The organism is Yersinia sp. 2541 StPb PI (genome assembly GCF_052217145.1).
In the GTDB taxonomy this organism is placed as follows: domain Bacteria; phylum Pseudomonadota; class Gammaproteobacteria; order Enterobacterales; family Enterobacteriaceae; genus Yersinia; species Yersinia enterocolitica_E.
The window spans coordinates 1008646-1022003 of the sequence record NZ_JAZGQB010000001.1; the positions used below are offsets into that span (position 1 = coordinate 1008646).

The window sequence follows — 13358 nt, forward strand, 5'->3', positions numbered from 1 at the left end:
TCAGACACTCTGTTCTGCGGGTGTGATTCAATCCACTAATTTCTGGTATCTGGATATGGCCGAACCTCGTTTTGTCCACCTGCGTGTTCACAGCGATTACTCCATGATCGATGGATTAGCCAAGATTGGACCCTTGGTGAAGAGAGCTGCTGCATTAGGTATGCCCGCTCTGGCCATTACTGACTTCACTAACCTTTGTGGTTTGGTGAAATTCTACGGTAGCGCCCACGGTGCTGGGATTAAACCCATCATTGGCGCAGATTTCTACGTGCAAAGTGAAATCTTGGGTGATGAGTTGGCTCACCTTACTGTGTTGGCACGCAATAATGAAGGTTATCAAAACCTTACCTTATTGATCTCCGAAGCTTATCAACGTGGTTATGGCGCAGCTGGTCCGATAATTGATCGCGATTGGCTGATAAAGCATAAAGAGGGACTGATTCTGCTATCCGGTGGCCGGATGGGGGATGTCGGCAAGTTTATGCTGCGCGGTAATCAGACTCAGGTTGATCAGTGTCTTGAGTTTTATCAAGAGCATTTCCCTGACAGTTACTATTTGGAGCTAATCCGTACCGGTCGGCCAGACGAAGAGAACTATCTTCATGCGGCAGTCGCGCTAGCGACTGAGCGCGGCCTGCCCGTTGTTGCGACCAATGATGTGCGTTTTATCGTTGAGTCTGACTTTGACGCCCATGAGATCCGCGTTGCTATTCATGACGGTTTTACATTGGTTGATCCTAAGCGGCCTAAAAATTATAGTCCTCAGCAGTTTATGCGCGATGAAGAACAGATGTGTGAGCTGTTCGCGGATATTCCTGAAGCGCTGCTCAACAGTGTTGAAATAGCCAAACGTTGTAACGTCACCATCCGCCTTGGGGAATACTTTCTACCGCAGTTCCCTACCGGTGAGATGAGCACGGAAGATTTTTTGGTAGAAAAATCAAAGCAAGGTTTGGAAGAACGGTTGGAATTCCTCTTCCCCGACTCGCAAGTGCGGGCGCAAAAACGGCCAGAGTATGACGAGCGGCTCGATATTGAGCTAAAAGTTATCAACCAGATGGGATTCCCTGGTTACTTCTTGATAGTAATGGAATTTATCCAGTGGTCTAAAGATAATGGTGTTCCGGTAGGGCCAGGGCGAGGCTCAGGTGCAGGTTCTCTGGTGGCATATGCGCTCAAGATTACCGATCTGGATCCGCTGGAATTTGACCTGCTGTTCGAACGTTTTCTCAACCCTGAACGTGTATCAATGCCCGACTTCGACGTTGACTTCTGTATGGAGAAACGTGATCTGGTGATTGAACATGTGGCCGAAATGTATGGCCGCGATGCGGTTTCTCAGATTATTACCTTCGGTACGATGGCTGCCAAAGCGGTTATCCGCGATGTGGGTCGCGTGCTGGGCCACCCTTATGGTTTTGTCGATCGCATCTCAAAATTGGTGCCACCAGATCCTGGAATGACGCTGGAAAAAGCCTTTGCCGCTGAACCGCAACTTCCTGAAATTTATGAAGCCGATGAAGAGGTTAGGGCGCTGATTGATATGGCGCGTAAGCTGGAGGGGGTAACACGTAACGCTGGGAAACACGCCGGTGGGGTGGTTATTGCTCCGACCAAAATTACTGATTTTGCACCGCTATATTGTGATGCGGAAGGCAAAAACCCGGTTACTCAGTTCGATAAAAATGATGTGGAATATGCCGGTCTGGTGAAGTTCGACTTCCTCGGTTTGCGTACGCTAACTATCATTAATTGGGCGCTGGAGATGATCAATGCCAAGCGCGCCAAAACTGGGCTAGAACCGATAGATATCGCCTCTATTCCGCTGGAAGATAAGCAAAGCTTCGATATGCTGCAACGTTCGGAAACGACAGCAGTATTCCAGCTTGAATCCCGAGGTATGAAGGATCTTATCAAGCGGCTGAAGCCAGACTGCTTCGAGGATATGATAGCTCTGGTGGCATTATTCCGCCCCGGTCCGCTGCAATCAGGGATGGTAGATAACTTTATTGACCGTAAACATGGTCGTGAAGCACTGTCCTATCCTGATATCGAATGGCAACATGAATCCCTGAAGCCTGTACTGGAGCCGACCTATGGCATCATCCTGTATCAGGAACAGGTTATGCAGATTGCGCAGGTTCTGTCTGGTTACTCCCTTGGCGGCGCGGATATGTTGCGTCGAGCTATGGGTAAGAAAAACCCAGCAGAGATGGCAAAACAGCGTTCGGTATTCGAAGATGGGGCCAAAAGTCAGGGTGTTGACGGTGAATTGGCGATAAAAATCTTTGACTTGGTAGAGAAGTTTGCCGGTTATGGTTTTAACAAATCTCACTCCGCTGCTTATGCTTTGGTGTCCTACCAGACGTTGTGGTTAAAAGCACATTATCCGGCTGAATTTATGGCTGCGGTAATGACCGCCGATATGGATAACACCGATAAAGTCGTTGGCCTGGTTGATGAATGTTGGCGTATGGGGCTGAAGATTCTGCCACCAGAAATTAACAGTGGCCTGTATCACTTCCATGTAAATGATGAGGGTGAAATTGTTTACGGGATTGGTGCTATCAAGGGGGTTGGTGAGGCGCCGATCGACGCGATACTGGAGGCGCGTAAAGAGGGCGGTCACTTCAAAGATTTGTTTGATTTATGTGCCCGCGTCGATACGAAAAAGCTGAATCGGCGGATATTAGAAAAGTTAATCATGTCCGGTGCTTTTGACCGTTTGGGACCGCACCGTGCCGCATTAATGAGCTCCTTAGGCGAAGCGTTAAAAGCCGCAGACCAACATGCGAAAGCAGAGGCCATTGGTCAGGCCGATATGTTTGGCGTATTGGCTGATGCACCTGAGCAGGTTGAGCAATCTTATGCTAATGTGCCGCGGTGGCAGGAACAAATTGTTTTAGACGGTGAGCGGGAAACGCTGGGGTTATACCTAACCGGCCACCCGATTACTCAATATCTAAAGGAAATCGAACGTTATGCTGGCGGGCTGCGTTTGAAAGATATGCATCCGACGGATCGGGGCAAAATGACCACTGCGGTAGGGCTGGTAATCGCTGCAAGGGTTATGGTAACAAAACGCGGGAATCGCATTGGTATTTGTACTTTGGATGACCGCTCCGGGCGTCTGGAGGTGATGCTATTCACCGATGCATTGGAAAAATATCAGCATTTATTGGAAAAAGACCGTATCCTGATAGCCACTGGACAGGTCAGCTTTGATGACTTTAGTGGTGGACTTAAAATGACCGCCCGTGAGTTAATGGACATCAGTGAAGCTCGTGAAAAATATGCCCGTGGGCTTGCTATATCGCTGACCGACAGGCAAATTGATGACCAGCTTTTGAACCGTCTCCGTCAGTCGTTGGAACCCCATCGAGCGGGGACGATCCCAGTGCATCTTTATTACCAACGGGAAGATGCTCGCGCCCGGCTGCGGTTTGGAGCCACATGGCGCGTGACGCCCACCGATCGCTTATTGATAGATTTGCGAACGCTGGTAGGTAATGAGCAGGTGGAACTGGAATTTGACTAAAATAGGAATGCTATGAGTCTGAATTTTCTTGATTTTGAACAGCCGATTGCAGAGCTGGAAGCGAAAATTGACTCGCTGACTGCAGTCAGCCGTCAAGACGAAAAATTAGATATTAATCTGGATGAAGAGGTCCAGCGTCTGCGTGAGAAAAGTGTTGAGCTGACGCGGAAAATTTTCTCGGACCTCGGCGCATGGCAGATTGCCCAACTGGCACGCCACCCTCGTCGTCCTTATACCCTGGATTATATCGCTAATATCTTTACTGATTTCGAAGAACTGGCGGGTGATCGCGCTTATGCCGACGACAAAGCTATTGTCGGTGGTATTGCTCGTCTGGATGGTCGCCCGGTGATGATCATTGGTCATCAAAAAGGCCGTGAAACCAAAGAAAAAATTCGCCGTAACTTTGGTATGCCAGCGCCTGAAGGTTATCGTAAGGCACTGCGTCTGATGGAGATGGCTGAGCGCTTTAAGCTGCCAATCATTACTTTCATTGATACACCGGGGGCATATCCTGGTGTTGGCGCAGAAGAGCGTGGTCAATCTGAAGCCATCGCACGTAACCTGCGTGAGATGTCACGCCTGAGTGTTCCTATCGTTTGTACCGTTATTGGTGAAGGTGGCTCAGGCGGCGCATTAGCCATTGGTGTTGGCGATAAAGTGAATATGCTGCAATACAGCACCTATTCCGTTATCTCCCCAGAGGGCTGTGCATCTATTCTGTGGAAAAGTGCTGATAAAGCACCGTTAGCCGCAGAGGCCATGGGTATTACGGCTCATCGTCTGAAAGAATTAAAGATGATTGACTCGGTTATCCCTGAACCTTTAGGCGGCGCACACCGTGATTACATCACTATTGCTGCTGCTTTGAAGGCGCAACTGTTGGCTGATCTTAGTGATCTGGATGTTTTGAATGACGAAGAATTATTGAATCGTCGTTATCAGCGTCTGATGAATTACGGTTATTGCTGATTAAGCATGCCCGATTTATTGGGCATCGCAGAGAAATATTGAAATCCGGCTCATATATTATGAGCCGGATTTTTTACTTATAGATTCTGAGTCATAATATCTAACCCCATAATAATTTTGGCAAAAATTTAATTTCATGTTGTTATAGGTAATTGGCGAACAATATGAGGATTCACCGATGAATATCATCGCAATCATGGGGCCGATGGGGGTTTACTACAAAGATGAACCTATTCGTGAGTTAAACGATGCCCTGCTGGCTAAAGGTTTTCAGTTGATCTACCCTCAGGATCGTGGTGATCTGCTTAAACTGATCGAGCATAATGCGCGGATTATTGGTGTGATTTTCGATTGGGACCAGCACAGTAATGAGCTTTGCACTGAAATTAATGATCTGAACGAATATCTCCCACTTTACGCATTTATCAATACGACCTCCTCATTGGATGTCAGTTTGAATGAAATGCGCATGGCTCTTTATTTCTTTGAATATACGTTAAATGCGGCAGATGATATTGCCCAGCATATTGAACAATATACCGCTGAGTATATGGATAGCATCACTCCGCCGCTAACCAAGGCGTTATTTAATTACGTCAAAGAAGGGAAATATACCTTCTGTACGCCGGGGCATATGGCGGGGACGGCATTTCAAAAAAGCCCGGTAGGCAGCTTATTCTATGATTTCTTTGGTGCTAATACCCTCAAGGCTGATGTGTCGATTTCAGTGACTGAACTCGGATCACTATTAGACCACAGTGGCCCGCATCTGGAAGCCGAAGAGTATATTGCCCGTACTTTCAATGCTGAGCAGAGTTATATGGTGACGAACGGGACATCAACGGCAAATAAAATCATTGGCATGTATTCGTCCCCTTCGGGCAGTACGGTATTGATTGACCGTAATTGTCATAAGTCTCTGACACATCTTTTGATGATGACCAATATCATTCCGCTATATTTGCGCCCGGCCCGTAATGCTTACGGTATTTTGGGCGGCATCCCGCAGCACGAATTTACGCGCGAATCTATTACTGAGAAAATTGCACAAACCAAGAATGCCAGCTGGCCAGTGCATGCGGTGATAACGAACTCGACCTATGATGGGCTGCTCTATAATACTGATTATATTAAGCAGACACTGGACGTCCCTTCAATTCACTTTGATTCCGCCTGGGTGCCTTATACCAATTTCCATGAGATCTATGAAGGGAAAAGTGGCATGAGCGGGGAACGGATTGCGGGTAAAGTTTTCTATGAAACGCAATCGACACATAAATTGTTGGCCGCATTCTCTCAAGCTTCGATGATTCATATTAAAGGTGATTACAATGAAGGCACTTTTAACGAAGCTTATATGATGCATACCACCACCTCTCCGAATTACGGCATTGTGGCATCAATGGAAACTGCCGCAGCAATGATGCGTGGTAAACCGGGCAGGCGCATGATTATGCGCTCCATTGAGCGTGCGATGCATTTTCGCAAAGAAGTTCGCCGTTTACGTTCACAAAGTGACAACTGGTTCTTTGATGTCTGGCAGCCAGAAGATATTGACGAAATAGCCTGTTGGCCGTTGCAACCGGGGCAAAAGTGGCATGGCTTTAGTAATGCGGATGCAGACCATATGTATCTGGATCCGATCAAAGTGACCATCCTGACGCCGGGTATGAGCAGTGAGGGGGAACTTGAAGACGAAGGGATCCCTGCGGCATTAGTCGCTAAATTTCTCGATGAACGCGGCATTGTGGTAGAGAAAACCGGGCCATATAATTTACTGTTCCTGTTCAGTATTGGCATTGATAAAACCAAGTCGATGAGCTTATTACGCGGCCTCACTGAATTTAAACGCGCTTATGATCTTAACTTGCGGGTTAAAAATATGCTGCCGGATCTGTTTGCTGAAGATCCCGATTTTTACCGCCATATGCGCATTCAGGAGTTGGCCGCCGGTATCCACCAATTGATCCGTAAACACGACTTGCCCCGTTTGATGCGTCAGTCTTTTGATGTACTGCCAGAGATGAAACTCACGCCGTATGACATGTTCCAACAGCAGATTCGCGGTAATATAGCGGCCTGCGAAATGTGTGATTTGAAAGGCAAAGTCGTGGCCAACATGATCCTGCCTTACCCACCGGGGGTACCGTTGGTTATGCCAGGTGAAATGATCAGTGAAGAGAGCCGCGCAGTCTTGGACTTCCTGCTGATGCTGTGTGCCATTGGCGCGCATTACCCTGGGTTTGAAACCGACATTCACGGAGCTAAACGTGATGATGATGGTCGCTATTGGGTCAATGTGCTGAAGACAAATGATTAAACTGGAGTAATACATGTTAGCAATACGTCAGATACATCATATTGCAATCATTGGCTCAGATTATCAGATCAGTAAAAAATTCTACTGTGAGGTGCTGGGGTTCAGCTTGATAAGCGAGGTCTATCGTGAAGAACGCGACTCATGGAAAGCTGATTTAGCCTTAAATGGGCAATATACTATCGAGTTGTTTTCTTTTCCCTCCCCGTCAACACGGCCTAGCCGCCCAGAGGCTTGTGGTTTACGTCACCTGGCTTTTCAGGTTGATAATATTGAGCAGGCAGTCAGTGAACTGGGGGCTACCGGTGTGATTTGCGAAGCGGTTCGCATTGATCCCTATACCCAATCACGTTTTACTTTCTTTACTGATCCAGATGGTTTACCTCTGGAGCTATACGAAATAACGCTGGAATGACATGAACTCAGCCACCTTTATGCCTAATGTGTTACTCAATCCTTTGTTCGCACAATTGGGTGATCATCGCCATGTGCTGGTGGGGTTCAGTGGTGGGTTGGATTCCAGTGTATTACTGCATTTATTGGTTAGCCTGCGCCAACAATTGCTCCCTGAGCTGAAAGTTCGTGCGATTCATATTCATCACGGATTAAACCCATTGGCAGACAGTTGGGTAAAACATTGCCAGCAGCAGTGTGATCAATGGGAAGTTCCACTTGAAGTGGTGCGAGTGAAGATTGATCCGCGACACAATGGAATAGAGGCTGCCGCCAGAACGGCTCGCTATCAGGCATTTTCCTCACATTTAGCTGCCAATGAAGTGCTACTTACGGCTCAACATCTGGATGACCAGTGTGAAACCTTCTTACTGGCACTTAAGCGGGGCAGTGGTCCGGCGGGGCTGTCCTCAATGGCAGGCAGAATGCCGTTTGCCCATAGCCAGTTGTTGCGACCATTGTTGGCCTTTTCCCGCGCAACGCTTGAGAACTATGCTCAAGCACAACAACTACGGTGGATTGAAGATGACAGCAATCAGGACCATCGTTTCGATCGTAACTTCTTGCGATTAAATGTGTTGCCTCTGCTTCATCAGCGCTGGCCGCATTTTGCTCAAGCGACGGCGCGCAGTGCAAGTCTGTGCGCTGAGCAGGAACAATTATTGGATGAGTTGTTGGCAGATAATCTGCAACAACTGCAAAGTCTGGATGGCGCGCTTTCTATTGAGGGGTTATTACTGGCCTCAGAAGCCAAACGGGGGGCGATATTACGCCGTTGGCTGGCTAGATGGGGGGCAGTGATGCCATCGCAAAACCAACTGCAACGTTTGTGGTTAGAAGTTGCTATGGCAAGGCAAGATGCAGAGCCTCAGCTTACTTTGGGGGCACATCAGGTTCGCCGCTTCCGGCAATATTTATATCTATTGCCACCGCTGGCTGAAATAAATATACGGCATCTACCTTGGGCCAACATTGAGGCTGGGCCTAATCATGTCGCAATCCCCCCTGGCCCTTTGATTCTACCTGCCAATCTGGGGGTATTGAGTTTTATTACTGAAGGGGGGCAAGCGGTCAGGGCTGCGGCAACCGGCGAGGTAATCAGCATCCGTTTCGGTTTACAAGGTGATATCAAGATTGTCGGGCGGCATCATTCGCGCCATAGCAAAAAGATTTGGCAAGAGTTGGGGGTACCGCCGTGGCAACGGGAGCGTATTCCGCTACTCTACTTTGGCGAACAATTAATTGCTGCGGCTGGAGTGTTTGTGGCTCAGGCAGGCCAGGCAAAAGAAGGCGAACCTTGTTGGTACCTAAATTGGACCAACGCGGAATAATAAAATAACAACACGCAGAACAGTCTATTTTGAGGAGCAATGATGAAATTAGTCGTCAGTATAATGATGTTATGGGGATTGAGTAGTTTCTCGGCGTTGGCAAAAAATGATATCGAAGCGGGGCGAGTTAAGTCTGCCAGTTGTGTGGCTTGTCATGGTGCACAAGGTAAGGTTTCGGTGCCGATGTATCCTAATCTGGCTGGGCAAAATGCCATGTATTTAGAACAATCATTAAAAGCGTATAAAAAAGGAGAGCGTACTGGTGGGCAAGCTGGAGTGATGCAGGCTTATGTTGTGCCTTTAACCGACGAGGATTTCTCTGATTTGGCGGCTTACTATGCCAGTTTAAAACCTTGATTCGGTTTGGTCTGCCCTGAATGCAAAACGGGCCACTCTTCAGCGGCCCGTCATCAATATAATGGGATGAAGCTATGATGCACTCACCACAACAGTCCCTATCTCGGGGTGACTGAAGCTGGCAATATAGTCCAGACGCAACTCGCGCATTGTTCCTTCTTGCTCGATAATTAGGTATTCGACCTTTTTTCTCAGCAGCAGATCGCTGGCTTTACCTTCTACGATCTCACCGCCTCTCAACTTCAACGTCAGTATCAGGTGATGTTGGCAGGCGAGCTCTAGATTATCGTAGTCATCACAATTGATGGGTTGATACTCTTCACTCATCGACATAATCGCTCACCAATAAGTTAGCGGCGGCAAAGGCCGCCTGTTCTCTAACGGAGGACGGTAGTGCGTCGTTAGCCGCAACTTCGTCCAATGCTTTCAATACACAGCGCAATGCGTCTGGTACGTAACCCAGATCGCCACTTCCAATTTGGGCATAAAAACGGCGTACTAATTCACAGTATTGCTGCACAGTAATCCTCCTGGAAAAGTTTAACCCAGTAGATTCTCAGCGGAAGCGACACACTGTCAACCTACGAAGATAAACTCTGAACTTATAAGGACTATAGCACAGGAGTGATAGAGATATTAGAGTGTGGCACAAGGTTTCTTTTTCGCATTGATGCCACTAATCGTTCTCTTTATGCAGGGTTGGCTGGCTGCTGGCAGACTGGATCAAGTACACTGTCTGCCAGATAATTAAGAGGTCACCCATGGCACTAAAAGCAACCATCCATAAAGCTGCTGTTAACATTGCGGATATGGATCGTAATTTTTTTCAGGATGTTAACCTGACTATCGCGCAGCACCCCTCCGAAACTGACCAACGTATGATGCTGAGGTTACTCGCATGGATCTGCCATGCTGATGAGCGTTTGCAGTTTACTAAAGGTCTGAGCGCTGACGATGAGCCGGAGATTTGGCGTCATAATGACCATAACGGTATTGAATTGTGGGTTGAGCTGGGGTTACCAGAGGAGAAACGTCTGCGTAAAGCCTGTAATCAGTCACAGCAAGTGGTGCTGTATGCCTACAGTGAACGCGCCGCCAAGGTGTGGTGGCCACAAGCCCGAGATAAGTTATCCGGGCACCGTAATTTGCGGGTGCGCTTCTTGGGTGATGAACAAATGGCCAAGTTGGCGGCACTTGCGAATCGTAATATGTCGTTACAGGCTACGTTGCAAGAGGGAACTATTTGGTTGTCGGATGCTCAGAATAATCTGGAAATTAGTTTTGATGAATGGCAAGGCGACGGGCAATAAGCGTGCTGATTATATCTAATTATGTCAGTCTACCTGACAGTGAGATTGAGCTGACGGCGATCCGGGCGCAGGGCGCGGGGGGACAGCACGTCAATAAAACCTCAACTGCCATTCATTTGCGCTTTGACATTAAGGCTTCAAGCCTGCCAGAGTACTATAAAGAAAGGTTATTATTGCTAAATAGCCATTTGATGACGGCAGAGGGTGTCGTTATCATCAAAGCGCAAGAATACCGCAGTCAAGATATGAACCGCGAAGCGGCATTGGCGCGGCTGGTGGCATTAATCCATCAGGCAATGGTGGTAGAAAAGGCTCGTCGGGCGACAAAACCGACCAAAGGCTCAAAAATAAGGCGAGTCGAGGGCAAAGTCCGCAAAGGTGCGACCAAAGCACTGCGCGGCAAAATACATCAGGAGTGATGCCATTATTTAGCCTGTGATTTATACATTGTGACTAATGTGGCTTCATTCCTTATATATCGGACACAGTATGGGAGAATGACTGTGAAAAAATTAACAATAACGCTATTTTTGGCAGTAGGTGCACTGTCATTATTAGGTTGCAACAATCGACATCAACCGGTTGAACAGGCTTTACAACCTATGCAGCAAAGCTATCAGGGCGTATTACCCTGCGCGGATTGCAGTGGTTTGGATACCTCACTGTTCCTTGATAGCGATGGGACTTTTATCCTGAAGGAAATTTATCGTGGCACTGCTCATGCTGGCGATAACAACGAGAGCGATCAAACCTTTGCTGAATACGGTCAGTGGGCGCGTACTGCTGATAAGTTGGTACTTACTAATGGGCAAGGGGAGAAACGCTACTTTCGGCCGGTAGGTAAAAATCTGGTGATGCTCGACCAACAAGGATTGGCGATTCAGTCAGCATTGAATTATCAGCTTACCCCGAGTGATCAGCCGTTACCCAAAACGCCGATGCCGTTGAGCGGTATGTATAAGTATTTTGCTGATGCTGCCGTATTTACCGATTGTGCTACCGGCCGAACCTTCCCAGTCGAGAATAATATTGCACTGGAAACCGGATATTTAAAAGCCCGTAAAAAGGTCGGTGAACCGGTATTTTTAACCCTTAATGGCCATTTTGATGTGCGACCATCGATGGAAGAAGGGCAATCAGACAAAACGCTGATTCCGGCTGATAACATTAAGTTTAATGCCAGTAAGAGTTGCGGCAGTAAATAGAATCTATCCGTTGCTGCAATAAAAAGCCGCTGGTAGTGAGTTAACTATCCAGCGGCTCAGCGGTTTACTTAGGCTCAATTAGCGCTTGATTTGGCCCAGCAGGAACTCAATGATTTCGCTGGTTTTAATCATCTGCTTCTCACCAATACGGCGGTTTTTATATTCCACCTCTTCGCTGTCGAGATTGCGGTCACCAATCACGATATTGTGTGGCACGCCAATCAGCTCCATATCGGCAAACATCACGCCTGGGCGTTCTTTGCGGTCATCGAGAATCACGTCAATACCATGGGAACGCAGAGTGGCATACAGCTCTTCCGCCAACTCTTTCACGCGGAAAGATTTGTGCATATTCATTGGCAAAATGGCTACCTGGAACGGTGCAATCGCATCCGGCCAAATAATGCCACGGTCGTCATGATTCTGCTCAATGGCCGCTGCTACTACACGGGATACGCCAATACCGTAACAACCCATGGTCATCACTTGGTTACGGCCATCTTCGCCCTGAACCGTGGCTTTCATCGCTTCCGAGTATTTAGTGCCTAGCTGGAAGATATGACCGACTTCAATACCACGCTTGATAAGTAATGTGCCTTTGCCATCAGGGCTGATATCGCCTTCAACCACATTACGTAAATCGGCAATTTGTGGCAGCGGTAAGTCACGCTCCCAATTAATACCAAAGTAGTGTTTGCCGTCGATATTCGCGCCAGCACCAAAATCACTCATCGCTGCCACACTGCGGTCAATCACGATTGGCAACTGCAAATTAACCGGGCCTAATGACCCTGGACCTGCGCCAATCACTGCACGAATCTCTTCTTCGCTGGCAAAGGTCAGTGGTTTGGCGACTTGTAGCAGTTTCTCTGCTTTAATCTCATTGAGTTCATGATCACCGCGAACCAGCAACGCAACCAGCTTGTGACCACTCTCTTCGTGAGCATGCACCAATAAGGTTTTCACTGTTTTCACTATTGGAAGGTTGAACTGCTCGACCAATTCAGCGATGGTTTTTGCATTCGGGGTATCAATGATACGCAGCTCTTCCGTGGCGCTAGCCCGTGGTTCACCAGGAGCCACTGCTTCAGCAAACTCAATATTAGCGGCATAATCAGAACCGGTTGAGAACACAATGTCGTCTTCGCCACTCTCGGCCAGCACTTGGAATTCATGCGATGCACTGCCACCAATTGAACCGGTATCTGCCAGAACTGCACGGAAATTCAGATCCATACGAGAGAAAATCTTACTGTAGGCCGCATACATCGCGTCGTAAGTTTCCTGCAACGATTCCTGAGTGGTATGGAAAGAGTAAGCATCTTTCATCAGGAACTCGCGAGCACGCATCACGCCGAAACGTGGGCGAACTTCATCACGAAACTTGGTCTGGATTTGGAAAAAATTCAGCGGCAACTGTTTGTAAGAGTTGATCTCACCGCGAATCAGGTCAGTAATTACTTCTTCATGAGTTGGACCGAGCACAAAAGGGCGTTCGCCGCGATCGACAAAACGCAATAGCTCAGGACCATACTGTTCCCAGCGACCACTCTCCTGCCACAAATCAGCCGGTTGTACGACGGGCATTGAAACCTCAATAGCACCGGCGTTATTCATTTCTTCTCGCACGATGTTTTCGACTTTCTTCAACACCCTAACTCCGGTCGGTAACCAGGTATAAAGACCTGATGCCAGTTTACGGATCATCCCGGCACGAAGCATCAGTTGGTGACTGATCACTTCAGCATCGGCAGGTGTCTCCTTTAGAGTGGAGAGCAGATATTGGCTAGTACGCATGATGTTTTGGTTCCATTAGCACTGCAACAAGTAGAGGCAGTCCAAAAAGTAAAAAGTGGTTTAGTTTACCAGCGAGTA

Annotated in this window: 12 protein-coding genes; 9 read left to right on the top strand and 3 right to left on the bottom strand. The window is 47.9% G+C overall.

The window, feature by feature from the left end:
- Positions 1-55 precede the first annotated feature (55 nt).
- From dnaE to V1953_RS04380, 6 genes are all read left to right on the top strand, one after another.
- On the top strand, positions 56-3538 hold the full coding sequence (dnaE, locus tag V1953_RS04355; protein ID WP_083162940.1) for a DNA polymerase III subunit alpha: 3483 nt from the start codon (positions 56-58) through the stop codon (positions 3536-3538).
- A gap of 12 nt (positions 3539-3550) precedes the next feature.
- The gene (gene accA / locus V1953_RS04360; protein WP_083162942.1) at positions 3551-4510 is read left to right on the top strand and encodes an acetyl-CoA carboxylase carboxyl transferase subunit alpha; all 960 of its coding nucleotides are present in this window, start codon (positions 3551-3553) and stop codon (positions 4508-4510) included.
- A 178-nt stretch (positions 4511-4688) separates the two neighbouring features.
- Entirely contained in the window at positions 4689-6830 is a 2142-nt protein-coding gene (locus V1953_RS04365) for a lysine decarboxylase LdcC (RefSeq protein WP_442850694.1), read from the top strand.
- A 13-nt stretch (positions 6831-6843) separates the two neighbouring features.
- Entirely contained in the window at positions 6844-7242 is a 399-nt protein-coding gene (locus V1953_RS04370) for a VOC family protein (protein ID WP_442850695.1), read from the top strand.
- 1 nt (position 7243) lies between these two features.
- Positions 7244-8611: a tRNA lysidine(34) synthetase TilS gene (tilS, locus tag V1953_RS04375; protein WP_442820579.1), complete on the top strand. Its 1368-nt coding sequence runs from the start codon at positions 7244-7246 to the stop codon at positions 8609-8611.
- A gap of 39 nt (positions 8612-8650) precedes the next feature.
- Positions 8651-8968 (top strand): c-type cytochrome, encoded by a 318-nt coding sequence (locus V1953_RS04380; protein WP_083162952.1) that lies wholly within the window; start codon positions 8651-8653, stop codon positions 8966-8968.
- Between the two features lie 72 nt (positions 8969-9040).
- Here the strand turns inward: V1953_RS04380 and rof are convergent, their stop codons facing one another.
- Both rof and V1953_RS04390 read right to left on the bottom strand, forming a co-directional pair.
- Positions 9041-9301, bottom strand: coding sequence for a Rho-binding antiterminator (gene rof, locus V1953_RS04385; RefSeq protein WP_083162954.1), 261 nt, complete (start codon positions 9299-9301; stop codon positions 9041-9043).
- On the bottom strand, positions 9288-9488 hold the full coding sequence (locus V1953_RS04390) for a YaeP family protein (protein ID WP_005185672.1): 201 nt from the start codon (positions 9486-9488) through the stop codon (positions 9288-9290). Before V1953_RS04390 ends, rof begins: the two co-directional genes overlap by 14 nt.
- A 241-nt stretch (positions 9489-9729) precedes the next feature.
- Here V1953_RS04390 and V1953_RS04395 point away from each other — a divergent pair, with 241 nt between their 5' ends.
- The 3 genes from V1953_RS04395 (at position 9730) to nlpE (ending at position 11483) form a co-directional block, all read left to right on the top strand.
- On the top strand, positions 9730-10278 hold the full coding sequence (locus V1953_RS04395) for a YaeQ family protein (RefSeq protein ID WP_083162956.1): 549 nt from the start codon (positions 9730-9732) through the stop codon (positions 10276-10278).
- 2 nt (positions 10279-10280) lie between these two features.
- Positions 10281-10697 carry an alternative ribosome rescue aminoacyl-tRNA hydrolase ArfB gene (gene arfB, locus V1953_RS04400; protein ID WP_083162958.1) on the top strand — a complete coding sequence of 139 codons (417 nt, stop codon included), beginning with the start codon at positions 10281-10283 and terminating at the stop codon, positions 10695-10697.
- A gap of 84 nt (positions 10698-10781) precedes the next feature.
- Entirely contained in the window at positions 10782-11483 is a 702-nt protein-coding gene (gene nlpE / locus V1953_RS04405) for an envelope stress response activation lipoprotein NlpE (protein WP_193784790.1), read from the top strand.
- Positions 11484-11561: 78 nt separating this feature from the next.
- On the opposite strand, the gene proS is transcribed toward nlpE, so the two are convergent.
- Positions 11562-13280, bottom strand: coding sequence for a proline--tRNA ligase (proS, locus tag V1953_RS04410; RefSeq protein WP_083162962.1), 1719 nt, complete (start codon positions 13278-13280; stop codon positions 11562-11564).
- Positions 13281-13358: the final 78 nt, after the last annotated feature.

Bases quoted from the DNA above. Each gene is read 5' to 3' on its own strand.
- dnaE (WP_083162940.1), top strand. From the start codon at position 56: ATGGCCGAACCTCGTTTTGTCCACCTGCGTGTTCACAGCGATTACTCC.
- accA (WP_083162942.1), top strand. From the start codon at position 3,551: ATGAGTCTGAATTTTCTTGATTTTGAACAGCCGATTGCAGAGCTGGAA.
- V1953_RS04365 (WP_442850694.1), top strand. From the start codon at position 4,689: ATGAATATCATCGCAATCATGGGGCCGATGGGGGTTTACTACAAAGAT.
- V1953_RS04370 (WP_442850695.1), top strand. From the start codon at position 6,844: ATGTTAGCAATACGTCAGATACATCATATTGCAATCATTGGCTCAGAT.
- tilS (WP_442820579.1), top strand. From the start codon at position 7,244: ATGAACTCAGCCACCTTTATGCCTAATGTGTTACTCAATCCTTTGTTC.
- V1953_RS04380 (WP_083162952.1), top strand. From the start codon at position 8,651: ATGATGAAATTAGTCGTCAGTATAATGATGTTATGGGGATTGAGTAGT.
- rof (WP_083162954.1), bottom strand. From the start codon at position 9,301: ATGTCGATGAGTGAAGAGTATCAACCCATCAATTGTGATGACTACGAT.
- V1953_RS04395 (WP_083162956.1), top strand. From the start codon at position 9,730: ATGGCACTAAAAGCAACCATCCATAAAGCTGCTGTTAACATTGCGGAT.
- proS (WP_083162962.1), bottom strand. From the start codon at position 13,280: ATGCGTACTAGCCAATATCTGCTCTCCACTCTAAAGGAGACACCTGCC.